This window comes from Pseudomonas sp. AM4(2022) (assembly GCF_036346515.1).
Classification (GTDB): domain Bacteria; phylum Pseudomonadota; class Gammaproteobacteria; order Pseudomonadales; family Pseudomonadaceae; genus Aquipseudomonas; species Aquipseudomonas paracarnis.
Window position 1 is genome coordinate 164,261 of the sequence record NZ_JAOTNW010000002.1, and the last position, 26,170, is coordinate 190,430.

Below are 26,170 nucleotides of genomic sequence, written 5' to 3' on the forward strand. Positions count from 1 at the left end.
CAAGACGCCGTCAGGTGCTCGCCTTGCGCTGCTCGGCCTCGGCGCAGATCACCCGGCGCCGCGCATCGTCGGCAGAGCGCCATTCCCGGATGTCTTCCACGTGGCGGAAGCAGCCCAGGCAGACTTTCTGCTCGTCCAGGCGACACAAACTGATACAAGGTGACGGCACTGCCGGGCTGACGTTGCTGAACAGCGGCTTGGGCGGGCGTACGGTTGCAGGCTCACTCACCATCAGATCTCGTCGAAATCCAGCTCAACGCCGGTATATTCCTGGACCAGGCGCGTGAGCATCTCACCCAGCAACTCTTCACTCTTGTCGCACTGCCATTTGCCGCTTTCTTCGTCGTAGTCGAAGTGAACGCCACCGGAACGCGCCGCCAGCCACAGCTGACGCAGTGGCTCCTGGCGACTGAAGATCAATTGCTGGCCGCTCTCGAACTTGACGGTCAGCACACCGGCCGAGTTTTCCAGGTCCACGTCCAGGTCGCTGTCGTCGAAAATATCTTCCAGCTTCTCCTGGGTGGCATCCACCAGGTCGTGAAAACGGGCTTCGGTCAAACTCATTGTGGCAACCTCAAAAGTGTCTGGTTTTGCTCAAGCGCCGCACGATACGGGCGAGCTTCGCCGATTGCAAAGGATACTGATTTGATCACGGATGACGGTACGAAATATCCCCAGGCATCGTAGCCTGCTTCCCTACTGTCTCGGCAAACCCCCGCCGGACGGGTGTTGCGGCGCATAGGCAAGCTGGCGGGTGGTCGGTATACTCGGGCGCAATTAATGCATATTCAAGGATTTCGCCATGAAGCGCCTGATCTCTTCCCTTGCTGCGCTCGTCGCGGTCGCTTGCCTCGTTAGTGCCTGTGGCCAGAAAGGCCCGTTGTACCTGCCGGATGACAGCAAAGATCCAAACGAACAGGCGCAATCGTCGCAAAAGCCGTCAAAAGCCCATAAGCACGACACCTACTAAGTTAAGGGAAACTTATGGACGCTTTTAACTACCGGGACGGCGAGCTGTTCGCGGAAGGCGTGGCCTTGTCCGCGATTGCCCAGCGCTTCGGCACCCCAACCTATGTGTACTCGCGTGCGCATATCGAAGCCCAATACCGCTCGTTCACCGACGCGCTCGACGGCGTGCCGCACTTGGTGTGCTACGCAGTCAAGGCCAACTCCAACCTGGGTGTACTCAACGTCCTGGCGCGTCTTGGCGCTGGTTTTGACATCGTGTCCCGTGGCGAGCTGGAACGCGTACTGGCCGCCGGTGGCCAGGCGGACAAAATCGTCTTCTCCGGCGTCGGCAAGAGCCGCGAAGACATGCGCCGCGCCCTGGAAGTCGGCGTGCATTGCTTCAACGTCGAATCCACCGACGAGCTGGAGCGCCTGCAAGTGGTCGCGGCCGAAATGGGCGTGCGTGCGCCGATCTCCCTGCGCGTCAACCCGGACGTCGACGCCGGCACCCACCCGTACATCTCCACCGGTCTCAAAGAGAACAAGTTCGGCATTGCCATCGCCGACGCCGAGGACGTGTACATCCGCGCCGCCCAACTGCCGAACCTGGAAGTGCTGGGTGTCGACTGCCATATTGGCTCGCAACTGACCACCCTGCCACCGTTCCTGGATGCCCTCGACCGCCTGCTGGCCTTGATCGACCGCCTGAGCGAGTGCGGCATCTACCTGCACCACATCGACCTCGGTGGTGGCGTGGGCGTGCGTTATCGCGATGAAGAGCCGCCGCTGATTGCCGACTATATCCAGGCCGTGCGCGAACGCATCGAAGGCCGCGACCTGACGCTGATGTTCGAGCCGGGCCGCTATATCGTCGCCAACGCTGGCGTGCTGCTGACCCAGGTCGAGTACCTCAAGCATACCGAGCACAAGGATTTCGCCATCGTCGATGCGGCGATGAACGACCTGATCCGCCCGGCGCTGTACCAGGCCTGGATGGATGTCACCGCCGTGACGCCGCGCACAAGCGAAGCCCGCGCCTATGACATCGTCGGGCCCATCTGCGAGACCGGCGACTTCCTGGCCAAGGATCGTGAGCTGGCGCTTGAGGAAGGTGATCTGCTGGCCGTGCATTCGGCCGGTGCTTACGGGTTTGTCATGAGTTCCAACTACAACACCCGCGGGCGTACCGCCGAGGTGCTGGTGGACGGTGATCAAGCATTTGAAGTGCGTCGCCGCGAGACGGTAGCCGAGTTGTATGCTGGCGAAAGCCTGCTGCCGGAGTAAGCCATGCTGCTGCGTTTTACCAAGATGCACGGGCTGGGTAATGATTTCATGGTCCTCGACCTGGTCAGCCAGCACGCGCACATCCTGCCCAAGCACGCCAAACAGTGGGGCGATCGCCACACCGGAATCGGTTTCGACCAGTTGCTGCTGGTCGAGGCGCCGAGCAACCCGGAGGTGGATTTCCGCTACCGGATCTTCAACTCCGACGGTTCCGAAGTGGAACAGTGCGGCAACGGCGCGCGCTGCTTTGCGCGCTTTGTGCTCGACAAACGCCTGACTGCCAAACGCCAGATTCGCGTCGAAACCAAAGGCGGCGTGATCGAACTGGACATCCGCAACGATGGCCAGATCAGCGTCAACATGGGCGCGCCGCGCCAGGTGCCGGCGGATATTCCGTTCCAGGCTACCGAGCAGGCCCTCAGTTACCCGCTGGACGTGGATGGCAAATCCGTGGAGATCGCCGCCGTGTCCATGGGTAACCCCCATGCAGTGCTGCGGGTCACCGATATCAATAACGCCCCCGTGCACGAACTGGGGCCGAAGATCGAACATCACCCGCGCTTTCCGGCAAGGGCCAATGTGGGCTTCCTGCAGGTGATCGACCGTAACCGTGCGCAATTGCGCGTATGGGAACGCGGCGTCGGCGAAACCCAGGCTTGCGGCACCGGTGCTTGCGCCGCTGCCGTGGCCGCGATCAGCCAGGGGTGGATGGATTCGCCACTGTTGATCGACCTGCCCGGCGGACGTTTGTCCATCGAATGGGCAGGCCCTGGCCACCCGGTGATGATGACCGGGCCGGCCACGCGTGTATACGAAGGACAGGTCCGTCTATGAGTGAGCCAAGCTAATGACCGATAAGCCTCAAGTACCCGCACACGCTACCCCGAGTGAAAGCCTGGAGGCCGCTGCTGTCGCGGCGTACCTTGAGGCTAATCCGGACTTCTTCGTCGAGCACGAAGAACTGCTGCCAGCCCTGCGCATCCCCCACCAGCGCGGCGATACCGTGTCGCTGGTGGAGCGGCAGATGAAGATCCTGCGCGAGCGCAATATTGAAATGCGCCACCGGCTCTCTCATCTGATGGACGTGGCCCGCGACAACGACCGCTTGTTCGACAAGACCCGCCGCCTGATTCTGACCCTGATGGATGCCACCAGCCTGGAAGAAACGGTGATCGCCGTGGAAGACAGCCTGCGTGAGGATTTCCAGGTGCCCTTCGTCAGCCTGATCCTGTTCAGCGACAACCCGATGCCGGTGGGCCGCTGGGTCACAGGTGGCGAAGCGCAGACGGCCATCGGCGGCCTGCTGTCCGAAGGCAAAACTGTCAGCGGCACCTTGCGCGAGCATGAGCTGGACTTCCTGTTTGGCGCCGAACAGCGCAAGCAGATCGGCTCTACGGCCGTTATCGCCCTCAGCCATCAAGGCTTGCACGGGGTACTGGCCATCGCCAGCCGCGACCCGGCGCACTACAAAAGCTCGGTGGGCACGCTGTTCCTGACCTATATCGCCGAAGTGCTGGGCCGCGTGCTGCCACGCCACACCACCACCTTGCGCGCGGTGCGCTGATCATGGAGCGGCAACTGGACGCTTACTGCGCTCACCTGCGCAATGAGCGCCAGGTGTCGTCTCACACGCTGGAAGCTTATCGGCGGGATTTGAACAAGGTCCTGGCCTATTGTGAAAAACAGCACGTCAGCAGTTGGACAGCCCTGGATATCCAGGCCCTGCGCAGCCTGATCGCCCGATTGCACCAGCAGGGCCAATCTTCCCGCAGCCTGTCTCGCCTGCTGTCGGCGGTGCGCGGCCTCTATCACTACCTCAATCGCGAGGGCCTGTGCGACCACGACCCGGCCAATGGCCTGTCACCGCCCAAAGGCGAACGGCGCCTGCCCAAGACCCTGGACACCGACCGCGCCCTGCAATTGCTCGACGGTGCCGTCGAGGATGACTTCCTGGCCCATCGCGACCAGGCCATCCTCGAGCTGTTCTATTCCTCGGGCCTGCGCCTGTCGGAGCTGACGGGCCTGAACCTCGATCAGTTGGACCTCGCCGATGGCCTGGTGCAAGTGCTCGGCAAAGGCAGCAAGACGCGCGTACTGCCCGTGGGCAGGAAAGCCCGCGAAGCCTTGCAGCTATGGCTGCCGCTACGCCTCTTGACCAACCCGGCAGACGACGCCGTGTTTGTCAGCCAGCAAGGCCGGCGCCTGGGGCCACGGGCGATTCAGCTGCGGGTCAAGGCTGCCGGCGAGCGCGAGCTGGGGCAGAATCTGCACCCGCACATGTTGCGTCATTCCTTTGCCAGCCACCTGCTCGAATCCTCCCAGGACCTGCGCGCCGTGCAGGAGCTGCTCGGGCACTCGGATATCAAGACCACGCAAATCTACACCCACCTCGACTTCCAGCACCTGGCAACGGTGTACGACAGCGCCCATCCACGGGCCAAACGCATCAAGGGCGGCGACTCATGAGTATCAAGCTGATCACCTTCGACCTGGACGACACCCTCTGGGACAACGTACCCGTCATCATCAGCGCCGAAGCCTCAATGCGCGAATGGCTGGCAGCCAACGCCGCCAAGGTGGGCGATCTGCCCCTGGATCATTTCGCCAGCCTGCGCCAGCAGGTGCTGCAGCGTCATCCAGAACTCAAACACCGTATCAGCCTGCTGCGTCATCGCGTGTTGATGCATGCATTCGAGGAGGCCGGTTATCCCCAGCCTGAGGCCACAGAGATGGCGGATGTCTGCTTCGAAGCGTTCATCCAGGCACGCCACCAACTCACGGTGTTCCCGGAAGCCGAGCCGATGCTCAAGGCGCTGCGCCAGCACTTCCTGCTCGGCGTGATCACTAATGGCAATGCCGATGTGCAGCGTGTGGGCCTGGCGGACTACTTTCACTTTGCCCTGCGCGCTGAAGATATCGGCATCGCCAAGCCGGATGCACGGCTGTTTCATGAAGCACTGCAACGTGGCGGTGTGGACGCCAGCGCGGCGGTGCATGTGGGCGATCATCCTGGGGATGACATCGCCGGCGCGCAGCAGGCGGGACTGCGGGCGGTGTGGTTCAACCCCACGGGCAAGGCCTGGGAGGGTGAAAAGCGCCCGGATGCGCAGATTCGCAGCCTGACAGAGTTGCCGGTGTTACTGCACAGCTGGCAGTAACACCGGAGGTCAAAAAAATGTGGGAGCGGGCTTGCTCGCGAATGCAGTGGGTCAGTGATGAATCTATCAACTGACACTGCGCATTCGCGAGCAAGCCCGCTCCCACATTTGATTTGTGTTGACCTGAAAGATTAATTCCAGGCATGAAAAAGCCCGCAGCGACGGCGGGCTTTTTCTTACAAGCAGGAGGCAGACCTCAGATAGGTCGGCTGCCGTACTTGTTATCCGGCTTCTTCGGTGGATCAGCCACCACGTTGGCCTCGACTTCCTGCACTTTGCCGCCTTTAGCGAGGAACTCTTCCATCGCACGGGCCAGGGCATCGCGCTCTTTGTTCTTGGCTTCAACGCTCGGCAATTCGTCTACCGAAACAGCCGCCTTGGCTTTGCCTTTGGCTTTGGGAGCCGCGTCATCGCCCACACTGTCATCGGCGTCGTCAGCAACGTCTTCGGCCGCTACTTCAAGGCCTTCTTCGGTGTCGTCTTCATCGCCTACTTCGAGGTCGTCGTTATCCAGATCATCGTCGCTCATGTTCTACCTCATGACTTGCGAAAAGCAGATTAGTTATAGCCCAGCTTCACCCTCTGTCGAGGTCGCCGGAAAAAAATCAACATCCACCGGGTTTCCAGTGGCTTATGCCTCTTCACCGTACAAGGTGGCGAGGACTTTACGAGCACCGCCATGATCACGGTGCTCGCCCAGATAAACACCTTGCCAGGTCCCTATCGCCAAGCGGCCGGCCTTGACCGGCAAACTCAACTGGCAGCCCAGCAGACTGGCCTTGAAGTGCGCCGGCAGATCATCCGGACCTTCGTCGTTATGTTCAAACCCTGCGCGACCCTGTGGCACCAGCAGGTTGAAAAAACGCTCGAAGTCACGGCGAACCGCCGGGTCGGCATTCTCGTTGACGGTCAACGAGGCCGAGGTGTGCTGCAGCCACAGATGCAACAGGCCCACACGGCACGCCTTCAACTCAGGCAAGCCGGCAAGCAACTCGTCCGTTACCAAGTGAAAGCCCCGGGGCTTGGCCCGCAGGGTAATCAGGGTCTGTTGCCACATACAGTTCTCCGCCCATCGGCGCGCATTCTAGCGCGCTCTGGGAAAAAACAAAGTGCCGAATACGCCTTCATGCCTGTAAGACATTTGCACTCTGAAAAGTGCCGTGTGGATCCCATCACAAAGTTGATAAAAAACCCATACACCTTTAGCCAAAGACAAACACCAGACAAAAAAATGCCCGGCAAGCCGGGCATGTTTTTTTCGCGTAGTTACAAGTTGTAGCCGCGCTCGTTGTGTTGCGCCAGGTCGAGGCCAACCGCCTCTTCTTCCTCGGTGACACGCAGGCCCATGACCATGTCGAGCACCTTGAGGATGACGTAGGTCACGATCGCCGTGTAGATCACGGTGAAGCCCACGCCTTTGCACTGGATCCAGACTTGGGCCGCGATGTCGGTCACGGTGCCGAAGCCGCCCAGCGCCGGGGCAGCGAACACACCGGTAAGGATCGCACCGACGATGCCGCCGATACCGTGCACGCCGAAAGCGTCCAGGGAGTCGTCATAACCCAGCTTGCGCTTGAGGCTGGTAGCACAGAAGAAGCACACCACTCCGGCGACCAGACCAATCACCAGGGCGCCCATCGGGCCCACGGTGCCCGCCGCTGGCGTCACGGCGACGAGGCCGGCGACCACGCCCGAGGCGATACCCAGTGCGCTGGGCTTGCCGTGGGTGATCCACTCGGCAAACATCCAGCCCAGGGCCGCAGCTGCGGTGGCGATCTGAGTCACCAGCATCGCCATGCCCGCGGTGCCATTGGCCGCCGCGGCGGAACCGGCGTTGAAGCCAAACCAACCGATCCACAGCATAGCCGCGCCCACCAGGGTATAGCCCAGGTTATGCGGGGCCATCGGGGTGGTCGGGAAGCCTTTGCGCTTGCCGAGCACGATGCACGCCACCAGGCCAGCCACACCCGCGTTGATGTGCACAACGGTGCCGCCAGCGAAGTCCAGCACGCCCCAGTCCCACATCAGGCCGCCGTTGCCGCTCCAGACCATGTGCGCAATCGGCGCATAGACCAGGGTGAACCAGATAGCCATGAAGATCAGCATCGCGGAGAACTTCATACGCTCAGCAAAAGCACCAACAATCAGCGCCGGAGTAATGATGGCAAAGGTCATCTGGAAGGTGATGAACACGGCTTCCGGAAACAGCGCCGCCGGCCCGGTGATGCTGGCCGGGGTGACACCCGCCAGGAACGCCTTGCCCATGCCGCCGAAGAAGGAATTGAAGTTGACCACGCCTTGCTCCATACCGGTGGTATCGAACGCGATGCTGTAGCCGTAGACGACCCAGAGGATGCTGATCAGGCCAGTGATGGCGAAGCACTGCATCATCACCGACAGAATGTTCTTGGAGCGGACCATGCCGCCGTAGAACAGCGCCAGGCCAGGGATGGTCATGAACAGCACCAGCGCGGTGGCAGTGAGCATCCAGGCGGTGTCGCCCGAATTGAGGACTGGAGCAGCCACTTCATCTGCCGCCATGGCCAGGCTTGGCATTACGATGGACAGCAGGGCTCCGAGCCCTGCGAATTTACGCAGAGTCATATTGTTTTCTCCTGGGGCGTTGGGGTTTGGCGGCTTAGATTGCGTCGGTATCGGTTTCGCCGGTACGGATGCGAATAGCCTGTTCCAGATTGACCACGAAGATCTTGCCGTCACCGATCTTGCCGGTGTTGGCCGCCTTGGTTATCGCCTCGATAACCCGGTCAAGATCCTTGTCGTCAATGGCGACATCGATCTTCACCTTCGGCAGGAAATCGACCACGTATTCCGCGCCGCGATACAGCTCGGTATGACCCTTCTGCCGACCGAAGCCCTTGACCTCAGTAACGGTAATGCCCTGCACGCCGATCTCGGACAGTGACTCGCGAACATCGTCCAACTTGAACGGCTTGATGATGGCAGTGACTAGCTTCATGAAAACTCTCTCCCGAATTTGGTGGACTTGCCCCAGGAAAACAAACCCGTCTCAAGTCTAAGCGCAGTGCCTGGCTTTGTAACGCATCGTCGCCTCGGCATTTGCCGTCGCGACGCCAGCGAACCACTGGTGACGAGCCCTGTACCCCGGATCCGTCGGCGCACTGCATTCGTCACAGCGACTGCATCAGTGCATGGGTCATGATCGTCTAAGCAGAAACCTTGCCAGCTCCGTAAAAACCACTGAAATCAATCCATTGCCCGCTTGTGCCCACCTAGGGGGCGCCTGCGCGGCAGCATTGCGCATCAAAACAGTGCGCGGCCGCCCGCCCCAATGCGCGAAAACCGTGCGCAGCAGAGCGTGAAAATGACTATAGACGCTGCGTGATACACTGGCGCCCAACTGTTTTCCGGAATATGTCCAATGCTCGCGCCCAAAGACTTCCTCGACGCCCTGAGCGGCCACGCCTCTCGCCTGTTCAGCGGCGACACCCCGCTGCCCCGCAATGAAATCGAAAGCCAGTTCAAGGCTTTGCTACAGAGTGGTTTCAGCAAGCTCGACCTAGTCAGCCGGGAAGAGTTTGACAGCCAGATGGTGGTGCTGGCCCGCACACGTGCGCGGCTGGAGAGCCTGGAGGCGAAGGTGGCTGACCTTGAAGCACGGTTGGCGCCATCCTCTGCTGAATAAACACGGTTAGTGTGGGAGCTGGCTTGCCTGCTCCCACATTTGTTTTGCGTTGCCGCCCGGATACGTTCTGTAAAACCTCGCCCGTCCCGCTCCATCCCGCCTCGTCTACCCTTGAAAAAACCGCAGGAAGCGGCCCTCCCATTCAAGGAACGAGCATGTCCCTCGCCATCGTCCACAGCCGCGCCCAGGTCGGTGTAGAAGCCCCAGCCGTCACTGTCGAAGTGCATATGGCCAATGGCCTGCCGTCTCTCACCTTGGTGGGTTTGCCCGAAACCGCAGTGAAGGAAAGCAAGGACCGCGTGCGCAGTGCCATCCTCAACTCGGCGCTGCAATATCCGGCCCGGCGCATCACGCTCAATCTCGCGCCTGCCGACCTGCCCAAGGACGGCGGGCGTTTTGATCTGGCGATTGCCCTGGGCATCCTGGCGGCCAGTGTGCAGGTGCCGGCCTTGATGCTCGATGACGTGGAATGCCTTGGGGAACTGGCGTTGTCCGGCGAGGTACGCGCGGTGAAGGGGGTATTGCCGGCCGCGCTGGCGGCGCGCAAGGCCGGGCGCACCGTGATAGTGCCACGCGCCAACGCCGAGGAGGCGTGCCTGGCGTCGGGGCTGAAGGTGATTGCGGTGGACCACTTGCTGCAAGTAGTGGCGCACCTGAATGGGCACGTACCGATTGAGCCCTACAGGTCCGACGGCTTGCTGTACCTGAACAAGCCTTACCCGGACCTGAGTGAAGTACAGGGCCAACTCGCGGCCAAGCGAGCATTGCTGATCGCGGCGGCGGGCGCGCATAACCTGTTGTTCAGCGGGCCACCGGGCACCGGCAAGACTTTATTGGCCAGCCGGCTGCCGGGCTTGCTGCCGCCGTTGAGCGAGCAGGAAGCACTGGAAGTGGCCGCTATCCAATCCGTAGTCAGCCTGGCCCCTCTGAGTCATTGGCCTAACCGCCCGTTCCGTCAGCCACACCACTCGGCATCCGGGCCGGCGCTGGTGGGTGGCGGCTCGAAGCCACAACCGGGGGAAATCACCCTGGCCCATCACGGGGTGTTGTTCCTGGATGAACTGCCAGAGTTTGACCGCAAGGTACTGGAGGTGCTGCGCGAGCCATTGGAGTCGGGGCATATCGTGATCTCCCGCGCCCGAGACCGGGTGAGTTTCCCGGCGCGCTTTCAACTGGTCGCGGCGATGAACCCCTGCCCTTGCGGCTACATGGGCGAACCCAGTGGGCGTTGTCGGTGTACGCCGGAACAAATTCAACGCTATCGCAACAAGCTCTCCGGGCCGCTGCTGGACCGGATTGATTTGCACCTGACAGTCGCGCGGGAGGTCACTGCGTTGAGCCCCGCCCAACAAGTCGGTGACACCACCGCGCAAGCGTCCGCTCAGGTGGCGCAAGCCCGTGAACGCCAGCACCAGCGCCAGGGTTGTGCCAATGCGTTCCTTGATCTGCCACGGCTGCGCGAGCACTGCCAGTTGGCCAAAGCCGATGAAAGCTGGCTGGAAAACGCGTGTGAGCGGCTGACATTATCACTGCGCGCAGCCCATCGATTGCTCAAGGTGGCTCGCACCCTGGCGGACCTTGAGCAAGTGGAAGGCATCGCCCGCCATCATTTGGCGGAGGCCTTGCAGTACCGACCAGCCGCAAATGGCTAGCACTTGTCAGGCAAAATCCAGCAGCAGCCTCGCCACTTCCAACACTTCTTGCAGCACCGCTTCTGCGGACTCTGCGGAAGGCTTGAGCATCAGGTCATCGGCATAGCCCATCGCCAGGGCGAAGATCTGCCGTGCAGCGCGTTGAGACGACTCGCAGCGAAAGACGCCATCGGCAACGCCCCGCTCGATCACCTCGGCAAGCATGCTTTGCCATTGGGCGTTGATCACCAGATAAGCCTGAGCCATTTGCGCGTCGTGCATGGCCTCGTCCCAGGCGTCAAGCCACAGCGCCCAGCCGGCATCAGCGGTGCTGGGCAGGCAGTCGCGCAAAAAACCCACGAGCGCCTCCAGCGGTGGCGCATCGGCCAACGGCTCGCGCACTTCATCCAGTTGCTCATTGGCAAAGCGTACGAAGGCTTCACGGCGCAGTTCATTCCAGTCGCTGAAGTAGTGATAGACATGACTGCGCGACAAGCCGGCATGTTCGGCGAGGTCACGGGTGGATACATCGGCGAAACCCTTGCTGCGAAACAGCTCCAGGGCGGCGGCGATGATCTGGTCTTTACGGTCGGTACGCGACATGGGCAATTCCTTCGAGCACAAGCAGATAAGCGGCGCTTGCTTTTTGAGCGATCGCTCAAGGATACTTGAGCAGTCGCTCAATAATAGCGCCTATTACTCCTCTGGTGCACCCATGACATCCGTCACCCCACAAATTCTGATCGAAGAAAGCAAGAAAATCGGCCAGCAGTCTGCCAGCCAAACCCTCAAGGCTATTGCCAAAGCCTATCCCGGCAAGCTGTCTTGCACCTTGTCGCTGGTGGCGCTGGAGAACGCGCTGTTGTTGGCTTACCCACTGTTTGCCGGGTTCGCGGTGGACTCGATTATCCGCGGCGATGCCACCAGTGCGTTGTTCTATGCCGCCGTGGTCATGGCGTTCTGGGTGGTCGGGGCGGCACGGCGAGCGCTGGATACCCGCACGTTCACGCGCATTTACGCCGACCTTGCGGTGCCGGTCATCCTCAACCAGCGCCAACAGAACCACAGCACCTCGAAATCGGCGGCACGGGTGGTGCTGGCACGGGAATTTGTCGACTTCTTTGAAAAGCACGTGCCAATCATCGCCACTGCGTTGGTATCGATCGTGGGCGCTGCAGTAATGCTGATCGTGATTGAGCCGTGGGTAGGCATGGCCTGCCTGGCCGCGCTGCTGCTGTGCATCACCTTGTTGCCACGCTTTGCACAGCGCAATCAGGAACTACACGAGCGCCTGAATAACCGCCTGGAGAAAGAAATTGGTCTGGTCGAAAAAGTCGGCGCGCCGACCCTGCGACGTCACTACCAGGTGCTGTCACGCCTGCGCATCTGGCTTTCAGACCGTGAGGCTGCGGCGTACCTGTTTCTCGGTACGCTTGCAGCTTTGCTGTTTGTGGTCGCGATCAGCCAGTTGGCCTTGTCCCCAGCGGTCAAGGCCGGCCACATCTACGCGGTGATGACTTACCTGTGGACCTTTGTGACCAGCATGGACGAAGCGCCAGGTATGGTCGACCAACTGGCGCGGCTCAAGGACATTGGCAAGCGCGTAGACCCAGGGCTTGGGGAGCCCTGAGCCTCAACGAAACCGATCCACCTCATGGCGCAAGCCTGCCGCCAAGGTCTCCAGTTCCTTGGCGGTAACCGCCAGGTTGGACACCACTTCACGCTGCTCGCTGTTGGCCAGCGCAATGCTCTGTAGGTTGCTGCTGAGCAAGGTCGCGGTGCTGCTCTGCTCCTGGGTAGCGGTGGTGATCGCAGCGAATTGCTGGCCGGCCGAGCGGCTTTGCTCGTCGATACGCGCCAGGGCCGAGGCCACGTCGGCGTTGCGCGACAGGCCTTCCTGCATCAGCGCATTGCCGTGTTCCATGGTGCTGATGGCGTTGCCGGTTTCCTGCTGGATGCTCTGGATCATGCCGGAGATTTCATCGGTGGCCTGGCGGGTGCGCGAAGCCAGGTTGCGCACTTCGTCGGCGACCACGGCAAAACCACGGCCTTGCTCACCAGCGCGGGCGGCTTCGATGGCAGCGTTGAGCGCCAGCAGGTTGGTCTGTTCGGCGATGGCGGTAATCACACCGACGATCCCCCCGATTTCCTGGGAGCGCTGGCCCAGGGTGTTGATCACTGCCGCGGTGCTGTTCAGCGCAGTGGCGATATGTTCCAGGGACGATGACGCTTCTTGCATCGAGGTGCGGCCGATACGAGTTTGTTGAGCATTCTCTTGAGCCAGGCGCTCGGTGTTGCCCATGTTGTCGGCAATGTTCAGCGAGGTAGCGCTGAACTCTTCCACCGCGCCGGCCATGCTGGTGATCTCGCCGGACTGCTGCTCCATGCCTTCATAGGCCCCACCGGACAAGCCCGACAGCACCTGTGCGCGGCTGTTGACCTGTTCAGCGGCGGTACGGATATGCGACACCATGGTCGACAGCGCTTCACCCATCTGGTTGAAACTGCGCGCCAACTGGCCGATCTCATCATGGCTGGACACGTTGAGGCGCGCACTCAAATCGCCCGCGCCCAGGGCCTGGGCCTGGCGCACTAGTTCGCTCAATGGCGCCAGCTTGCTGCGCAACAGCCACACCGTGGCGCCCACTGCCAGCAACATCGCCAGCACGCTGCCGATCACCAGGCGGATGCCGACTTCCCAGGTCACTGCGCGAATCTCAGCCTTGGGCATGCTCGCTACCACCGCCCAAGGGCCGCCTTCGAACGGCACCGAGACGCTATAGAAATCTTCGTTCTTGTCGCTCCAGAAGCGGCCTGCACCCGGTTTTTTCGCCAGGTCGAGCATCACCGCAATCGCCTGATCCGGCGCTTGCACGCCAGCCGGCGGCACCAGCCAGTGCTTTTGCTCATCCAGCAGCGCGAGGGAGCCGGTCTGGCCGATGCGGAAGCGCTTGAGGTTTTCAAACTGGGCGTTCTGGGCATCGGTGTAATCGAAACCGATGAACAGCACGGCGATGACCTGCCCACTGCTGTCACGTACGGGGCTGTATTGGGTCATGTAGGAGCGGTCGAACAACACGGCACGGCCGATGTAGGTCTGGCCGCTCACAACGCGCTGGTAGGCCGCGCCCTGACGGTCGAGCACGGTGCCAATGGCGCGATTGCCATCCTGCTTGGTCAGGGAGGTGCTGACGCGGATAAAGTCGTCGCCGCTGCGCACGAATACCGTGGCCACGCCGCCGGACATCTGCTTGAACTCATCCACCTCTTCGAAGTTGTTGTTCAGCACCTCGTTGCCCAGGTAGAGGCTTGGCGTCTGCACGCCGGCCACGGCCACGGGCTGGTCCGCACGCACACTCAAGCCGGCGCCGAAGCGCTTTTCAAACAGCCCGCTCAAACGCTGGGTGCTTTCGCGCAAGGTGCTGTGGAAGGTGTTGAGTTGGTCGGCGAGCAGACGCGCCTCGCTGGCCAGGTGTTCCTCGCGGGTGGCGAGGTTGGCGGAGTCGAGGGTACGCAGGGCAAAGACCGTACTGCCGCTGATCACGACAGCCAGAATCACGGCGAGTGCAAGGCCTAACTGGGAGGCAATCCGGGCACGGGGTTGAGACATGACAGCTCCTGGCCGAGGCCAGGATCATCCTGATCTCATAGCGCTGCTCGGCAAATTATCGAGTGGGAAACGGTAGTGCACGATGGTTCCAACATCTTTCTTCGGCGGCATTTAGCAATACTTGAGCGAAACACAGGGGTATCCCGCAAACGATTGCACCAACGGCCCGCCCCCGTTAATCGAGGCGTTCGACTTGGGGCAATTCCATCGCCTTGACTTCACCCTGAAGAAATTCCGCCAGCCGTCGCAAACGTTCGCCACCCGGGCGGGTTTTCGGCCACACCAGGTAGTAGCTTTCCCCACTGGCGACCGCCGTAGGCCACGGCAGGCTCAAGCGTCCCTGTGCCACGTCTTCGGCCACCATCAGCAAGTCACCCATGGACACGCCATAGCCTCGGGCGGCGGCGATCATGCCCAGCTCGAGCGTGTCGAACACCTGCCCACCCTTGAGTGAAACGTGAGACGACAGCCCCATGCGCTGCAGCCAGTAACGCCAGTCGCGGCGGTCCGGGGTCGGGTGCAGCAGTTCGGCGGTTGCCAGCCGCGTCACGTCCCAGGGACCGTCGTCCAACAGATTGGGGGCTCCCACAGGGATCAGCATTTCCGCAAACAGATAACTGGCCTCCCAGTCCGCCGGAAAGTGCCCGTTGCTGAGCAACACCGCACAGTCGAACGGTTCTTGATTGAAGTCCACTTCATCGATGCTCATCCACGCACTGGTGAGTTGCACCTCATTGCCTGGCTGCAATGCGCGGAAGCGACTCAACCGCGCCAGCAGCCAGCGCATGGTCAAGGTGGACGGCGCCTTCATACGCAGGATGTCATCTTCGGCATTCAAGGTATGGCAAGCACGCTCCAGGGCAGCGAAGCCTTCCCGTACGCCAGGCAGCAACAAACGCGCCGCTTCCGTGAGCTGCAATGTGCGACCGCTGCGCTGGAACAATCGGCAGGCGAAATAATCTTCGAGCGTACGGATATGCCGGCTGATCGCACTTTGGGTAATCGACAATTCCTCAGCCGCGCGGGTAAACGAGTGGTGGCGGGAGGCGGCTTCAAATGCCCGCAAGGCATAAAGAGGAGGAAGACGACGAGACATGCTGAAAGCTCCGACTGCGCAATCTGGAAACCCTACCAGAATCACTCATGCATGAGTTTTAATCATGCCAATGATCGCTTTTATCCTTTTGTGCAATGCGCTGAATGCGCCGAGAATCAACCCTTCCCCACCTTCCTGACCATTCGAGTGTGATGATCATGCAACATCCGGCACGTACCGAACTCTGGGCCATTCTGCGGCTATCGGGGCCGTTGATTGCCTCACAGTTGGCGCACATGCTGATGGTGCTGACCGACACCCTGATGATGGCGCGCCTGAGCCCCGAGGCCTTGGCGGGCGGCGGCCTGGGCGCGGCGAGCTATTCGTTCGTGGCGATTTTCTGCATCGGCGTGATCGCAGCCGTGGGCACCTTGGTCGCCATTCGCCATGGCGCGGGCGATATCGACGGCGCCACCCGCCTGACCCAGGCCGGGCTGTGGCTGGCGTGGTTGATGGCGCTGGCGGCGGCGTTGCTGTTATGGAACTTGAAGCCGGTACTGCTGATGTTCGGCCAGACCGAAACCAACGTGCAAGCAGCCGGGCAATTCCTGACGATCCTGCCCTTTGCCCTGCCCGGCTACCTGAGCTTCATGGCCCTGCGCGGCTTTACCAGCGCCATCGGCAAGGCCACTCCGGTGATGGTGATCAGCCTGTGCGGTACCGTGGTCAACTACCTGCTCAACCATGCGTTGATCGAAGGCATGTTCGGCCTACCGAAACTGGGCCTGATGGGCATCGGCCTGGTGACCGCCATCGTCGCCAATGGCATGGCGTTGGCATTGATGTGGTACATCCGCAGCAACCGCGCCTACGCCGCCTACCCGCTGGGCACCGGCCTGCTGCGCCTGAATACCCACTACCTGCGCGAGCTGTGGCGCCTGGGCCTGCCGATTGGCGGCACCTATGCGGTAGAGGTCGGGCTGTTTGCCTTTGCGGCGTTGTGCATGGGCACCATGGGCAGCACGCAGTTGGCGGCGCACCAGATCGCCCTGCAGATTGTCTCGGTGGCCTTCATGGTGCCGGCGGGGATGTCCTACGCGGTGACCATGCGCATCGGCCAGCATTACGGCGCCGGGCAGTTGCTGCAGGCACGCCTGGCCGGGCGGGTCGGCATAGGATTCGGGGCCATGGTGATGCTGGGGTTTGCGGCGGTACTGTGGCTGTTTTCCGACCCACTAATAGGATTGTTCCTAGACCATGACGACCCGGCGTTCCATGACGTCATCGTCCTGGCGGTGAGCCTGCTGGCCGTCGCCGCCTGGTTTGAATTGTTCGACGGTGTGCAGACCATCGCCATGGGGTGTATCCGTGGCTTGAAGGACGCCAAGACCACCTTCCTGGTGGGGCTGGGTTGCTATTGGCTGATTGGCGCACCGTCGGCCTGGTTGATGGCGTTCACCCTGGGCTGGGGGCCAACAGGCGTCTGGTGGGGACTGGCACTGGGCCTGGCGTGCGCGGCGGTGAGCCTGACCTGGGCATTTGAGGCGAAGATGAAGCGGATGATTCGGCAGGAGCCGGATGCTGATGTCGGACTCCGAGCGGCCCTGCCTGACTAGCGAGTGCACGCGGCCCATGTGGGAGCTGGCTTGCCTGCGATGACGGTCGCTCAGTTAAAAATTATTAGCCCGGCACACCGCTATCGCAGGCAAGCCAGCTCCCACACTTGACCGGGTTTACAAAGCTCAACCCAACAGCGCCTGCTGGCTTTGCCCAAACATCAGGTATTCCACCAACTCCGGCAACGGCAACGGCTTGCTGATCAGGTAACCCTGGACCTGGTCGCACCCAAACAAGCGCAAAAGCTCAAGCTGTTCAGGGGTTTCCACGCCTTCGGCGACCACTTCCAGGTTGAGGTTGTGGGCCAGGTTGATCATGGCGTGCACCAGCTTGCGGTTTTCTTCGCGCTCTTCCATGCCGCCGACAAAACTCTTGTCGATCTTCAACAAGGCAATCGGCAGGCTGTTGAGGTGCACAAACGACGAAAAACCGGTGCCAAAATCATCCAGGGAAAACCGCACACCCAGCCGGCCAAGGGCGTCCATGGTCTGCTTGACCAGGTCGCTGCGGCGCATCACGGCGGTTTCGGTCAATTCGAACTCCAGCCATTGCGCTTCCACGCCGCGCTCGGCAATCAGGCGGCTGAGGGTAGACAGCAACTGACTGTCCTGGAACTGGCGAAACGACAGGTTGACCGCCATGTGCAGTGGCGGCAGGCCGCGTTCGCGCAGGTCTTGCATGTCGCGCAGGGCTCGGGAGATCACCCAGTAGCCCAATGGCACGATCAGGCCACTCTGTTCGGCCAGCGGCACGAATTCGCTGGGCGGCAACAAGCCGCGCTCACCGTGGCGCCAGCGCACCAGGGCTTCGAGGCCAACGATATGGCCGTCGTCCAGGTCCAGGCGCGGCTGGTAATGCAACTCCAACTCATCGCGGCGCAAGGCCCGGCGCAGTTCACTTTCCAGGTCGGCCAGGCTGCGGGCGTTGCGGTTGATGCGTTCATTGAAGATATGGAAGGTGCAACCCTGGGTACTTTTGGCCTGCTGCATGGCGATATGGGCGTGCCACATCAACGGGTCGGCACCGGCGCGGGCGCGTGCATGAGCCATGCCCAGGCTGCAACCGATCAACAGGCTTTCGCCATCCACCCAGTAGGGCTCGGCCATCACTTCGGTGATGCGCTCAGCCATCCACTCGGCGCGCTGGGGCGCCCGGCGGGTATCGATCAACAAGGCAAACTCATCGCTGCCCAGGCGCGCCAGTTGGTCCCCGGCTTCGAGCTGGCTCTTGAGCCGCGATACCACTTGCAGGATCAAACGGTCGCCCGCCTGATGGCCGAGGGCATCGTTGGCGTGACGAAAGTTGTCCAGGTCCAGGTGACCGAGGGCCAGGCCGCGGCCGTCGTTGTCCGCCAAGCGCGCGGCCAGCAAGGTCTGGAAGCCCTGACGGTTGGCAATACCGGTGAGCGGGTCCTGCTCGGCCAGGCGCTGCAAGGTATTCTCCAGCACGCCGCGCTCGCGCACATGGCGCAGGCAGCGGCGCAATGTGTCGGCGTCCAATGCCTCCAGCACCAACCAATCGCTGACACCCAGCGGCGACACCAGTGGCTCCTGCTCCAGCAGCAATACACACGGCAGGCTGCACCGGCCGGGGCCGGGCTGCAGGCTGGGCGTGGTCAATAACACAGCACCCTGGTCGTCATCGAACAGGCGGCTTACCGAGTCCCAGTTGGGCGCACTGATCAGCACAGCCCCTTCGCCCATCGGCGCCAGGCACTCGCGCAACAACGCTGCCCACTCGGGCTCATCGGCCAGCAGCAGCAAACGCAAGGGTTCGACAGGCGTAGACACGCTAACTCCCTAGACTCTGCAAAATTTCATTAGCGGTGCCATTATGACGTGCGGCCTGACAATGACAAAGGATGACAAATGATAGGTGTTATCAAATACGCAGACTGTAAATAATAGTCTCGGATATTCCTCCACATCCTGCGGCAAAGTAGCAAAACCGGCAAATTTAGATCGAGTGGTACGTCACACCGTCGTTCTATGGCAGCAGAATCTTTCCAGCCTGTTAAAATGCCCGCCCTTTTGAACAACGACCCCTAAAATTCCGTATGTCCCGACTCAATCCCCGGCAGCAAGAAGCCGTGAACTACGTCGGCGGCCCTCTATTGGTGCTCGCCGGTGCAGGCTCCGGCAAGACCAGCGTGATCACGCGCAAGATCGCGCACTTGATCCAGAACTGCGGCATCCGCGCCCAGTACATCGTCGCCATGACTTTCACCAACAAGGCGGCGCGGGAAATGAAAGAGCGGGTCGGCACCCTGCTCAAGGGTGGCGAAGGCCGTGGCCTTACCGTGTGTACCTTCCACAACCTGGGCCTGAACATCATCCGCAAGGAGCATGTGCGGCTGGGCTACAAGCCGGGCTTCTCGATCTTCGACGAGACCGACGTCAAAGCCCTGATGACCGACATCATGCAAAAGGAATACGCGGGCGACGACGGCGTCGACGAGATCAAGAACATGATCGGCGCCTGGAAAAACGACCTGATCCTGCCCGCCGAAGCCCTGGAAGCTGCCCGCAACCCCAAGGAGCAGACCGCCGCCATCGTCTACACCCACTACCAGCGCACGCTCAAGGCGTTCAACGCCGTGGACTTCGACGACCTGATCCTGCTGCCGGTCAAGCTGTTCCAGGAGCACAAGGACATCCTGGAGAAGTGGCAAAACAAGGTTCGCTACCTGCTGGTGGACGAATACCAGGACACCAACGCCAGCCAATACCTGCTGGTGAAGTTGCTGATCGGCACGCGCAACCAGTTCACCGTAGTGGGCGACGACGACCAGTCGATCTACGCCTGGCGCGGCGCCCGCCCGGAAAACCTGATGCTGCTCAAGGAAGACTACCCCTCCTTGAAAGTGGTGATGCTGGAGCAGAACTACCGCTCCACCAGCCGCATCCTGCGTTGCGCCAACGTGCTGATCTCCAACAACCCCCACGAGTTTGAAAAACAACTGTGGAGCGAGATGGGCCATGGCGACGAGATCCGTGTGATCCGCTGCCGCAACGAAGACGCCGAAGCCGAGCGCGTCGCCGTGGAAATCCTCAGCCTGCACTTGCGCACCGACCGGCCCTACAGCGACTTTGCGATCCTGTATCGCGGCAACTACCAGGCCAAGCTGATCGAGCTGAAATTGCAGCATCACCAAGTGCCGTATCGCCTGTCGGGCGGCAACAGCTTTTTCGGACGCCAGGAAGTCAAAGACCTGATGGCCTACTTCCGACTGATCGTGAACCCGGACGACGACAACGCCTTCCTGCGCGTTATCAACGTGCCACGCCGGGAAATCGGCTCCACCACCCTGGAAAAGCTCGGTAACTACGCCACCGAACGCAAGATCTCGATGTACGCTGCCACCGACGAAATCGGCCTGGGCGAACACCTGGACACGCGCTTCACCGATCGCCTGTCACGCTTCAAGCGCTTCATGGACAAGGTGCGCGAGCAGTGCGCCGGCGAAGACCCAATCAGCGCCTTGCGCAGCATGGTCATGGACATCGACTATGAAAACTGGCTGCGCACCAACAGTTCCAGCGACAAGGCCGCGGATTACCGCATGGGCAACGTCTGGTTCCTGATTGAAGCGCTGAAGAACACCCTGGAAAAAGACGAAGACGGCGAGATGACCGTCGAGGACGCCATCGGCAAGCTGGTGTTGCGCGACATGCTCGAGCGCCAGCAAGAAGAGGAAGACGGCGCTGAAGGCGTGCAGATGATGACCTTGCATGCGTCCAAGGGACTGGAATTTCCCTACGTGTTCATCATGGGCATGGAAGAGGAAATCCTCCCGCACCGCTCCAGCATCGAAGCCGACACCATCGAGGAAGAACGCCGCCTGGCCTACGTGGGCATTACCCGCGCACGTCAGACCCTGGCCTTCACCTTTGCCGCCAAGCGCAAGCAATACGGTGAAATCATAGATTGTGCCCCCAGCCGGTTCCTGGATGAACTGCCGCCAGATGACCTGGCCTGGGAAGGCAATGACGACACCCCCACCGAGGTGAAGGCCGTTCGCGGCAACACCGCGTTGGCGGATATACGCGCGATGTTAAAGCGCTAGAATCGACTACTTTTTAATCTACTTTCGGCGCACAACGCGCCATTAGAGGAAGCTTTCCGTGGAAGCACTGCACAAGAAAATTCGCGAAGAAGGCATCGTGCTTTCCGATCAGGTCCTCAAGGTTGACGCCTTTTTGAACCACCAGATCGACCCGGCACTGATGAAACTGATCGGCGACGAGTTCGCCGCACTGTTCAAAGATTCGGGCATCACCAAGATCGTCACCATCGAAGCTTCGGGCATTGCCCCGGCCATCATGACCGGGCTGAACCTGGGTGTGCCGGTGATCTTTGCGCGCAAGCAGCAGTCGTTGACCCTCACGGAAAACCTGTTGTCGGCCACGGTGTATTCCTTCACCAAGAAAACCGAAAGCACCGTGGCGATCTCTCCGCGCCACCTGACCAGCAGCGACCGCGTGCTGGTGATCGATGACTTTTTGGCCAACGGTAAGGCGTCCCAGGCGCTGATCTCGATCATCAAGCAGGCCGGCGCGACCGTAGCCGGCTTGGGCATTGTGATCGAGAAGTCGTTCCAGGGTGGGCGTGCAGAACTGGATGCGCAGGGTTATCGGGTTGAGTCGCTGGCGCGGGTGAAGTCGCTGGCCGGTGGTGTCGTGACCTTTATCGAATAACGTCTGCCTGAACATGGGTAAACATGTGGGAGCGGGCTTGCTCGCGAATGCGCAGTGTCAGTTGATACATCCATCACTGACCCACCGCCTTCGCGAGCAAGCCCGCTCCCACACTTGGTTGTGCGCTGGGTTTTAATCCGCGGTGGCCTGCAGGCCGGCAAGCAGCAAGCGTTGATACAGGTCTTCCTTGATGCCCTCCGGCTTATCCAAGCGCATGCGCTGCAAATGCTTGGCAAATGCCTCCGGCTCCGGCGCGTCGAGTGCCGCCTTGCCCAACTCCAGAATCTCCGTGAGCTTGAATTTGCTCTTGAGCCAGTTCAGCGCTCGTAGCAAATCCCGCTCTTCGTCCGTGAAGTCGCTGCCCAGGGGGTATTCCGGGAACAGGCGACCATGCCTGGCCTGAATCGCCTGAAGCCGCTCTGGCGTGTTGTCGGCGAAACGCGGATCCAGCTGAAAATCCTTGGGCAATTTGCCGGCCTTTTGCGCCTGCTCAATCAAGTCGTGCTGGAACCTTGAGTCAGTGATGTTCAGCAACGCCTCGATCACCTTGGCATCCGTTTGACCACGCAAGTCGGCAATGCCGTATTCGGTAATGACGATATCGCGCAGGTGCCGGGGAATGGTGCAGTGGCCATACTCCCAGACGATATTGGAACTGACCTCCCCAGCCGACTCACGCCAGCTGCGCAAAATCAGGATTGAGCGTGCGCCTTCCAGTGCATGCCCCTGGGCTACGAAATTGTATTGCCCACCCACACCGCTGAGCACGCGACCGTCTTCCAACTGATCGGCCACGCCCGCGCCGAGCAAGGTGACCATGATGGCGCTGTTGATAAACCGCGCATCCAGGCGCTGCAAGCGCTTGAGTTCTTCCTGGCCGTACAGCTCGTTGATGTAGCTGATGCGGGTCATGTTGAATGCCTGGCGCTTGGCGTGGGTCATTTCCTGCAGGCGCTGGTAAAAACTGCGCGGCCCCAGGAAGAAACCGCCATGGATCGACACGCCATCGGGTTGCGCGGCGTCGTCCAGGGTGCCCGCGTTGGCCTGCGTCTGGGTCGCCACATCCGGGTAGACCTTGCGCCGCACGATCCCGGCATCGGCCAGTACCAGCAGGCCGTTGACGAACATCTCGCTGCAACCATAAAGGCCACGGGCAAACGGCTCGACGCCGCCTTCGCGGCTGATCAACGGCGCCCACTGGTACACATCCAAGTCGGTGAGCAACAGGCGATAGGCTTCGTTGTCGGCCTGGCGCGCCAGCAAGGCAGCCGTCAGGGCATCGCCCATGGAGCCGATGCCGATCTGCAACGTACCGCCGTCACGCACCAGGGTGCTGGCATGCAGGCCGATAAAATGGTCCTGAAAGCCCACCGGCATATTCGGGGTGGAGAACAACGTGGTGCTGTCTTTTTCATCCAGCAGGTAGTCGAACTCATCCATGCCCAACTCGGCATCGCCAGGCATGTAGGGCAAATCGCTATGGACCTGGCCGACGACCAGGATGGTCTCCCCGGCCGCGCGCCGCTTGGCGATCATGGGCAGCAGATCGAGGGTGATATCCGGGTTGCAGCTCAGGCTCAGGCGGTCGGGATGCTCGCTGCTACTGGCAACCAATTGCGCCACCAGGTTCAGGCCGGCGGCATTGATGTCGCGGGCCGCATGGCTGTAGTTGCTGCTGACGTAATCCTGCTGCGCCGCTGCGCTGTGAAGCAGGCTGCCCGGCTGCATGAAGAATTGCTGCACACGGATATTCTTCGGCAGGCTGCCCTTGTGCAGGTCCGCGAGGAAATCCAGCTCGGGGTAGTCGCCAAACACGCGTTCGATGAAGGGTTCGAGAAAGCGCTTTTGAAGACCATCACCCTGCGTAGGCCGACCCAGGCTCAGCGCGGTATAAAGCGTCAGCGCCCGTTCGGGCAACTGTGCGATGCGCCGGTACAGCGCGTTGACGAACAGGTTGGGCTTGCCCAGCCCCAGCGGCATGCCCATGTGGATATGCGCCGGCAGGCGCTCCAGTACGTCGTCAACTGCTTGCTCGATTGAACACAACTGCACCATCCGACTGCTCCCGAACATTCCATGAATTAGGGGTTGGACCGAGCTTGCCGGGTCTTTGCTGCAATGAACAGCCTGAATACTGAATCTCGGGCACAAAAAAGCCGCTCGTAAGCGGCATTTTTGACGAAGATCGACCGATTACAGCCCGGACATCTTCTTGATCGCACCCTTGAGGTCGTCGTCCGAGCAATCAGCGCAGGTGCCTTTGGGTGGCATGGCGTTGATACCGGTGATGGCCTTGGCCAGGATGCCATCGAGGCCACCTTGATGGTCGGCGCGTTCTTTCCATGCGGCGGTGTCGCCAATTTTTGGCGCACCCAAAAGGCCGCTGCCGTGGCACGCGTTACAGTGCTTGGCGATAATCTCATCGGGGGTTTTCGCGCCGCCGCCGCCGGCTGCCACGGCAACTTCCATGCCCTTGCATTCCTGGCCCTGGACGCAAACCTGGCCTACAGGCTCCAGGCGCTTGGCAATGTCATCATTGGTCGCAGCTTGAGCGCTGACAGCCCATAGGGCCAGTACGGTTGCTGGTGCAGCCAGCATTTTCATAATTAGGTTCACGCGTTCACCCTCAATGGTGGCTATTCACGCCTGCGGCCACGGTTTCGCAGGCGGCGAAAGTATAACGGTTAGCCCGCCTGGCCGAAACAACCCTATTAAATAAAGGGAGATTAGGCCTCGCGGTGTACAGCTGCGGGAACCTCTGCAACGCTGGCAGGGCGCCTCTATTCTTAAAAGTTCGCGGGTGTGGCTGCGCTGATTAGTCGCGCCGGCACGTCGAACGGATTGCGAAAACGATGAGGCCTGGTGCTTTCAAAGTAGTAGCTATCGCCCGCTTCGAGCACAAAAGTTTCAAGGCCGACCACCAATTCCAGGCGCCCTTCCACGAGAATCCCGGTTTCCTCGCCTTCATGAGTGAGCATTTCTTCGCCCGTGTCGGCACCCGGAGGGTAGATTTCATTGAGAAATGCGATGGCCCGGCTTGGGCGCGCCCGGCCCACCAGTTTCATGGTGACAGCACCGTCAGAGATGTCGATCAGCTCATTGGCTTTATAGACGATCTGCGTCGGTATTTCCTGGAGGACTTCTTCGGAGAAGAACTCGACCATGGACATGGGGATACCGCCCAACACCTTACGCAGGGAGCTGATCGAGGGGCTGACGCTGTTTTTCTCGATCATCGAAATGGTGCTGTTGGTGACGCCCGCACGCTTGGCGAGCTCACGCTGGGAAAGACCTTTGAGTTTACGGATGGATTGCAGTCGTTCGCCGACGTCCAATGCAGGAGCCTCCTAGGATTCAGGCTTTGTTGTAATTGAGCGTTATCATGGCGACAGCGTTCAGTATTTACAACACTTGGGCCTAAATCCCGGCCTGCTCGGTTCGTTGCCGGCGGCTAAGCGCCGCTATAGAGCCTTGGCACTCGGCGCAGATTGCAGAAAATCTGATAGGGAATGGTCTCGGCGGCCACAGCAACATCACTGGCGAGGATGTGCTTGCCCCACAGCTCCACAGTGGAACCAAGGCCCGCCTGGGGCAAGTCGGTGAGGTCGACACACAGCATGTCCATGGAAACGCGCCCCAGCAGCCGGCTGCGCTGGCCAGCGACCAGCACCGGTGTGCCGGTGGGCGCATGGCGCGGGTAACCGTCGGCATAGCCCATGGCAACCACGCCGATGCGCATCGGCTTGGGCGTGACGAACCTGGCGCCATAGCCCACCGGCTCACCGGCCGGCAATTCACGCACGCAGATCACTTTGGACTCCAGGGTCATCACCGGCTGCAAGCGCGCCGCAATGGCCTGGTCTTCGCCAAAGGGCGTTGCGCCGTAAAGCATGATACCGGGGCGCACCCAATCGCTGGACACGCTCGGCCAGCCCAATACAGATGGTGAGTTGCGCAGGCTGACCTCAGCCGCCAACCCCTGGCGCGCCGCCTCAAACACCGTTACCTGTTCGTTGCTGCTGACGCAATCGAGCTCATCGGCGCGGGCAAAATGGCTCATCAACACGATCTTCGCCACTTTGCCGCTGGCCAGCAGGCGCTGATACGCCTCCTGGTAATCCTTGGGGTGCAGGCCCACACGGTGCATGCCCGAGTCCAGCTTCAGCCACACTGTCAGCGGCTTGCTCAAACGAGCTTGCTCGATGGCTTCCAACTGCCACAAAGAATGCACCACGCACCACAAATCCTGCTCGATGATCAGCGGCAACTCGTCGGCTTCGAAAAAACCTTCCAGCAGCAACACCGGCGCACGAATGCCGGCGGCGCGCAGTTCCAGCGCTTCCTCGATGCACGCCACAGCAAACCCGTCGGCTTGCGCCTCCAGTGCCTGGGCCACAGGCACCGCACCATGGCCGTAGGCATCGGCCTTGATCACGGCAAGGGCCTTGGCCCCGGTGACTTCTCGGGCCAATTGGTAGTTATGGCGCAGGGCTTGGAGGTCGATCAGGGCACGGGCTGGACGCAT

The 26,170-nt window shown here is 61.0% G+C and carries 26 protein-coding genes and 1 pseudogene; 12 read left to right on the plus strand and 15 right to left on the minus strand.

The annotated features are described in order from the left end of the window. Window positions 1–10 precede the first annotated feature (10 nt). Together ODQ19_RS03095 and cyaY are read right to left on the minus strand one after the other, a co-directional pair. Entirely contained in the window at window positions 11–229 is a 219-nt protein-coding gene (locus ODQ19_RS03095) for a DUF1289 domain-containing protein (RefSeq protein WP_032897694.1), read from the minus strand. 2 nt (window positions 230–231) lie between these two features. After that, window positions 232–564 carry an iron donor protein CyaY gene (gene cyaY / locus ODQ19_RS03100; protein WP_017526850.1) on the minus strand — a complete coding sequence of 111 codons (333 nt, stop codon included), beginning with the start codon at window positions 562–564 and terminating at the stop codon, window positions 232–234. A 238-nt stretch (window positions 565–802) separates the two neighbouring features. On the opposite strand from cyaY, the gene lptM reads away from it, so the two are divergent. The 6 genes from lptM to ODQ19_RS03130 are packed head-to-tail and all read left to right on the plus strand — an operon-like array spanning window position 803 to window position 5,390. Next, a complete protein-coding gene (gene lptM, locus ODQ19_RS03105; RefSeq protein ID WP_003195417.1) occupies window positions 803–970 on the plus strand; it encodes an LPS translocon maturation chaperone LptM in 168 nt (55 codons plus the stop codon). Window positions 971–984: 14 nt separating this feature from the next. After that, window positions 985–2,232 carry a diaminopimelate decarboxylase gene (gene lysA / locus ODQ19_RS03110; protein ID WP_330209313.1) on the plus strand — a complete coding sequence of 416 codons (1,248 nt, stop codon included), beginning with the start codon at window positions 985–987 and terminating at the stop codon, window positions 2,230–2,232. 3 nt (window positions 2,233–2,235) lie between these two features. Then, window positions 2,236–3,066 carry a diaminopimelate epimerase gene (gene dapF, locus ODQ19_RS03115; RefSeq protein WP_330209314.1) on the plus strand — a complete coding sequence of 277 codons (831 nt, stop codon included), beginning with the start codon at window positions 2,236–2,238 and terminating at the stop codon, window positions 3,064–3,066. A 13-nt stretch (window positions 3,067–3,079) separates the two neighbouring features. Beyond that, entirely contained in the window at window positions 3,080–3,796 is a 717-nt protein-coding gene (locus tag ODQ19_RS03120) for a DUF484 family protein (protein ID WP_014720458.1), read from the plus strand. A 2-nt stretch (window positions 3,797–3,798) separates the two neighbouring features. Beyond that, entirely contained in the window at window positions 3,799–4,698 is a 900-nt protein-coding gene (gene xerC / locus ODQ19_RS03125; RefSeq protein ID WP_116666585.1) for a tyrosine recombinase XerC, read from the plus strand. Then, complete coding sequence (locus tag ODQ19_RS03130; RefSeq protein WP_330209315.1) at window positions 4,695–5,390, plus strand: HAD family hydrolase; 696 nt, start codon at window positions 4,695–4,697, stop codon at window positions 5,388–5,390. The genes xerC and ODQ19_RS03130 overlap by 4 nt, the downstream gene beginning before the upstream one ends. 196 nt (window positions 5,391–5,586) lie before the next feature. On the opposite strand, the gene sutA is transcribed toward ODQ19_RS03130, so the two are convergent. From sutA to glnK, 4 genes are all read right to left on the minus strand, one after another. Then, window positions 5,587–5,919: a transcriptional regulator SutA gene (gene sutA, locus ODQ19_RS03135; protein ID WP_330209316.1), complete on the minus strand. Its 333-nt coding sequence runs from the start codon at window positions 5,917–5,919 to the stop codon at window positions 5,587–5,589. Between the two features lie 102 nt (window positions 5,920–6,021). After that, entirely contained in the window at window positions 6,022–6,447 is a 426-nt protein-coding gene (locus ODQ19_RS03140; RefSeq protein ID WP_330209317.1) for a secondary thiamine-phosphate synthase enzyme YjbQ, read from the minus strand. Window positions 6,448–6,656: 209 nt separating this feature from the next. Continuing rightward, window positions 6,657–7,994 carry an ammonium transporter gene (locus ODQ19_RS03145; RefSeq protein ID WP_020302863.1) on the minus strand — a complete coding sequence of 446 codons (1,338 nt, stop codon included), beginning with the start codon at window positions 7,992–7,994 and terminating at the stop codon, window positions 6,657–6,659. A gap of 34 nt (window positions 7,995–8,028) precedes the next feature. Beyond that, window positions 8,029–8,367 (minus strand): P-II family nitrogen regulator, encoded by a 339-nt coding sequence (glnK, locus tag ODQ19_RS03150; protein ID WP_002555808.1) that lies wholly within the window; start codon window positions 8,365–8,367, stop codon window positions 8,029–8,031. A 423-nt stretch (window positions 8,368–8,790) separates the two neighbouring features. On the opposite strand from glnK, the gene ODQ19_RS03155 reads away from it, so the two are divergent. Further along, entirely contained in the window at window positions 8,791–9,054 is a 264-nt protein-coding gene (locus ODQ19_RS03155) for an accessory factor UbiK family protein (RefSeq protein ID WP_116668561.1), read from the plus strand. Between the two features lie 155 nt (window positions 9,055–9,209). After that, window positions 9,210–10,706 (plus strand): YifB family Mg chelatase-like AAA ATPase, encoded by a 1,497-nt coding sequence (locus ODQ19_RS03160; RefSeq protein WP_116668560.1) that lies wholly within the window; start codon window positions 9,210–9,212, stop codon window positions 10,704–10,706. A 6-nt stretch (window positions 10,707–10,712) separates the two neighbouring features. Here ODQ19_RS03160 and ODQ19_RS03165 read toward each other — a convergent pair whose 3' ends face one another. Continuing rightward, window positions 10,713–11,288 carry a TetR/AcrR family transcriptional regulator gene (locus tag ODQ19_RS03165; protein WP_330209318.1) on the minus strand — a complete coding sequence of 192 codons (576 nt, stop codon included), beginning with the start codon at window positions 11,286–11,288 and terminating at the stop codon, window positions 10,713–10,715. 112 nt (window positions 11,289–11,400) lie between these two features. Between ODQ19_RS03165 and ODQ19_RS03170 the strand changes: the two genes are divergently transcribed. Beyond that, window positions 11,401–12,315, plus strand: a complete 915-nt coding sequence (locus ODQ19_RS03170) for an ABC transporter six-transmembrane domain-containing protein (protein WP_178088137.1) — start codon at window positions 11,401–11,403, stop codon at window positions 12,313–12,315. 3 nt (window positions 12,316–12,318) lie between these two features. Here ODQ19_RS03170 and ODQ19_RS28135 read toward each other — a convergent pair whose 3' ends face one another. The 3 genes and pseudogenes from ODQ19_RS28135 to ODQ19_RS03180 all read right to left on the minus strand — a co-directional run bounded on the left by ODQ19_RS28135 (window position 12,319) and on the right by ODQ19_RS03180 (window position 15,391). Next, complete coding sequence (locus tag ODQ19_RS28135; protein ID WP_442962722.1) at window positions 12,319–13,179, minus strand: methyl-accepting chemotaxis protein; 861 nt, start codon at window positions 13,177–13,179, stop codon at window positions 12,319–12,321. Window positions 13,180–13,221: 42 nt separating this feature from the next. Then, window positions 13,222–14,295, minus strand: a pseudogene (locus tag ODQ19_RS28140) (Cache 3/Cache 2 fusion domain-containing protein); the annotation flags it as partial. A 175-nt stretch (window positions 14,296–14,470) separates the two neighbouring features. Continuing rightward, window positions 14,471–15,391, minus strand: coding sequence for a LysR substrate-binding domain-containing protein (locus ODQ19_RS03180; RefSeq protein WP_014720465.1), 921 nt, complete (start codon window positions 15,389–15,391; stop codon window positions 14,471–14,473). 152 nt (window positions 15,392–15,543) lie between these two features. Between ODQ19_RS03180 and ODQ19_RS03185 the strand changes: the two genes are divergently transcribed. After that, window positions 15,544–16,947 (plus strand): NorM family multidrug efflux MATE transporter, encoded by a 1,404-nt coding sequence (locus ODQ19_RS03185; protein ID WP_034134054.1) that lies wholly within the window; start codon window positions 15,544–15,546, stop codon window positions 16,945–16,947. Window positions 16,948–17,073: 126 nt separating this feature from the next. On the opposite strand, the gene ODQ19_RS03190 is transcribed toward ODQ19_RS03185, so the two are convergent. Next, window positions 17,074–18,738 carry a putative bifunctional diguanylate cyclase/phosphodiesterase gene (locus ODQ19_RS03190; RefSeq protein ID WP_116668557.1) on the minus strand — a complete coding sequence of 555 codons (1,665 nt, stop codon included), beginning with the start codon at window positions 18,736–18,738 and terminating at the stop codon, window positions 17,074–17,076. Between the two features lie 266 nt (window positions 18,739–19,004). Here ODQ19_RS03190 and rep point away from each other — a divergent pair, with 266 nt between their 5' ends. Next, window positions 19,005–21,014 carry a DNA helicase Rep gene (gene rep, locus ODQ19_RS03195; RefSeq protein ID WP_003195444.1) on the plus strand — a complete coding sequence of 670 codons (2,010 nt, stop codon included), beginning with the start codon at window positions 19,005–19,007 and terminating at the stop codon, window positions 21,012–21,014. Between the two features lie 58 nt (window positions 21,015–21,072). Further along, entirely contained in the window at window positions 21,073–21,645 is a 573-nt protein-coding gene (locus ODQ19_RS03200) for a xanthine phosphoribosyltransferase (protein WP_003195447.1), read from the plus strand. Between the two features lie 132 nt (window positions 21,646–21,777). Here the strand turns inward: ODQ19_RS03200 and ODQ19_RS03205 are convergent, their stop codons facing one another. From ODQ19_RS03205 to alr, 4 genes are all read right to left on the minus strand, one after another. Beyond that, a complete protein-coding gene (locus tag ODQ19_RS03205; protein WP_330209320.1) occupies window positions 21,778–23,700 on the minus strand; it encodes an acetyl-CoA hydrolase/transferase C-terminal domain-containing protein in 1,923 nt (640 codons plus the stop codon). A 138-nt stretch (window positions 23,701–23,838) separates the two neighbouring features. Next, complete coding sequence (locus ODQ19_RS03210; protein WP_034129081.1) at window positions 23,839–24,249, minus strand: c-type cytochrome; 411 nt, start codon at window positions 24,247–24,249, stop codon at window positions 23,839–23,841. Between the two features lie 182 nt (window positions 24,250–24,431). Continuing rightward, entirely contained in the window at window positions 24,432–24,980 is a 549-nt protein-coding gene (locus ODQ19_RS03215; RefSeq protein ID WP_014720470.1) for a cupin domain-containing protein, read from the minus strand. A 116-nt stretch (window positions 24,981–25,096) separates the two neighbouring features. Beyond that, the gene (alr, locus tag ODQ19_RS03220) at window positions 25,097–26,170 is read right to left on the minus strand and encodes an alanine racemase (protein ID WP_020302859.1); all 1,074 of its coding nucleotides are present in this window, start codon (window positions 26,168–26,170) and stop codon (window positions 25,097–25,099) included.

What these genes read in the sequence shown, in the direction of transcription:
- lysA (WP_330209313.1), top strand. Translation starts at nt 985, where the DNA reads ATGGACGCTTTTAACTACCGGGACGGCGAGCTGTTCGCGGAAGGCGTG.
- ODQ19_RS03155 (WP_116668561.1), top strand. Translation starts at nt 8,791, where the DNA reads ATGCTCGCGCCCAAAGACTTCCTCGACGCCCTGAGCGGCCACGCCTCT.
- ODQ19_RS03145 (WP_020302863.1), bottom strand. Translation starts at nt 7,994, where the DNA reads ATGACTCTGCGTAAATTCGCAGGGCTCGGAGCCCTGCTGTCCATCGTA.
- ODQ19_RS03170 (WP_178088137.1), top strand. Translation starts at nt 11,401, where the DNA reads ATGACATCCGTCACCCCACAAATTCTGATCGAAGAAAGCAAGAAAATC.
- ODQ19_RS03205 (WP_330209320.1), bottom strand. Translation starts at nt 23,700, where the DNA reads ATGGTGCAGTTGTGTTCAATCGAGCAAGCAGTTGACGACGTACTGGAG.
- rep (WP_003195444.1), top strand. Translation starts at nt 19,005, where the DNA reads ATGTCCCGACTCAATCCCCGGCAGCAAGAAGCCGTGAACTACGTCGGC.
- ODQ19_RS28135 (WP_442962722.1), bottom strand. Translation starts at nt 13,179, where the DNA reads ATGGGTGAAGCGCTGTCGACCATGGTGTCGCATATCCGTACCGCCGCT.
- xerC (WP_116666585.1), top strand. Translation starts at nt 3,799, where the DNA reads ATGGAGCGGCAACTGGACGCTTACTGCGCTCACCTGCGCAATGAGCGC.
- ODQ19_RS03180 (WP_014720465.1), bottom strand. Translation starts at nt 15,391, where the DNA reads ATGTCTCGTCGTCTTCCTCCTCTTTATGCCTTGCGGGCATTTGAAGCC.
- ODQ19_RS03120 (WP_014720458.1), top strand. Translation starts at nt 3,080, where the DNA reads ATGACCGATAAGCCTCAAGTACCCGCACACGCTACCCCGAGTGAAAGC.
- ODQ19_RS03165 (WP_330209318.1), bottom strand. Translation starts at nt 11,288, where the DNA reads ATGTCGCGTACCGACCGTAAAGACCAGATCATCGCCGCCGCCCTGGAG.
- dapF (WP_330209314.1), top strand. Translation starts at nt 2,236, where the DNA reads ATGCTGCTGCGTTTTACCAAGATGCACGGGCTGGGTAATGATTTCATG.
- sutA (WP_330209316.1), bottom strand. Translation starts at nt 5,919, where the DNA reads ATGAGCGACGATGATCTGGATAACGACGACCTCGAAGTAGGCGATGAA.
- ODQ19_RS03210 (WP_034129081.1), bottom strand. Translation starts at nt 24,249, where the DNA reads ATGAAAATGCTGGCTGCACCAGCAACCGTACTGGCCCTATGGGCTGTC.
- lptM (WP_003195417.1), top strand. Translation starts at nt 803, where the DNA reads ATGAAGCGCCTGATCTCTTCCCTTGCTGCGCTCGTCGCGGTCGCTTGC.
- ODQ19_RS03185 (WP_034134054.1), top strand. Translation starts at nt 15,544, where the DNA reads ATGATCATGCAACATCCGGCACGTACCGAACTCTGGGCCATTCTGCGG.
- ODQ19_RS03160 (WP_116668560.1), top strand. Translation starts at nt 9,210, where the DNA reads ATGTCCCTCGCCATCGTCCACAGCCGCGCCCAGGTCGGTGTAGAAGCC.
- cyaY (WP_017526850.1), bottom strand. Translation starts at nt 564, where the DNA reads ATGAGTTTGACCGAAGCCCGTTTTCACGACCTGGTGGATGCCACCCAG.
- ODQ19_RS03140 (WP_330209317.1), bottom strand. Translation starts at nt 6,447, where the DNA reads ATGTGGCAACAGACCCTGATTACCCTGCGGGCCAAGCCCCGGGGCTTT.
- glnK (WP_002555808.1), bottom strand. Translation starts at nt 8,367, where the DNA reads ATGAAGCTAGTCACTGCCATCATCAAGCCGTTCAAGTTGGACGATGTT.
- ODQ19_RS03130 (WP_330209315.1), top strand. Translation starts at nt 4,695, where the DNA reads ATGAGTATCAAGCTGATCACCTTCGACCTGGACGACACCCTCTGGGAC.
- alr (WP_020302859.1), bottom strand. Translation starts at nt 26,170, where the DNA reads ATGCGTCCAGCCCGTGCCCTGATCGACCTCCAAGCCCTGCGCCATAAC.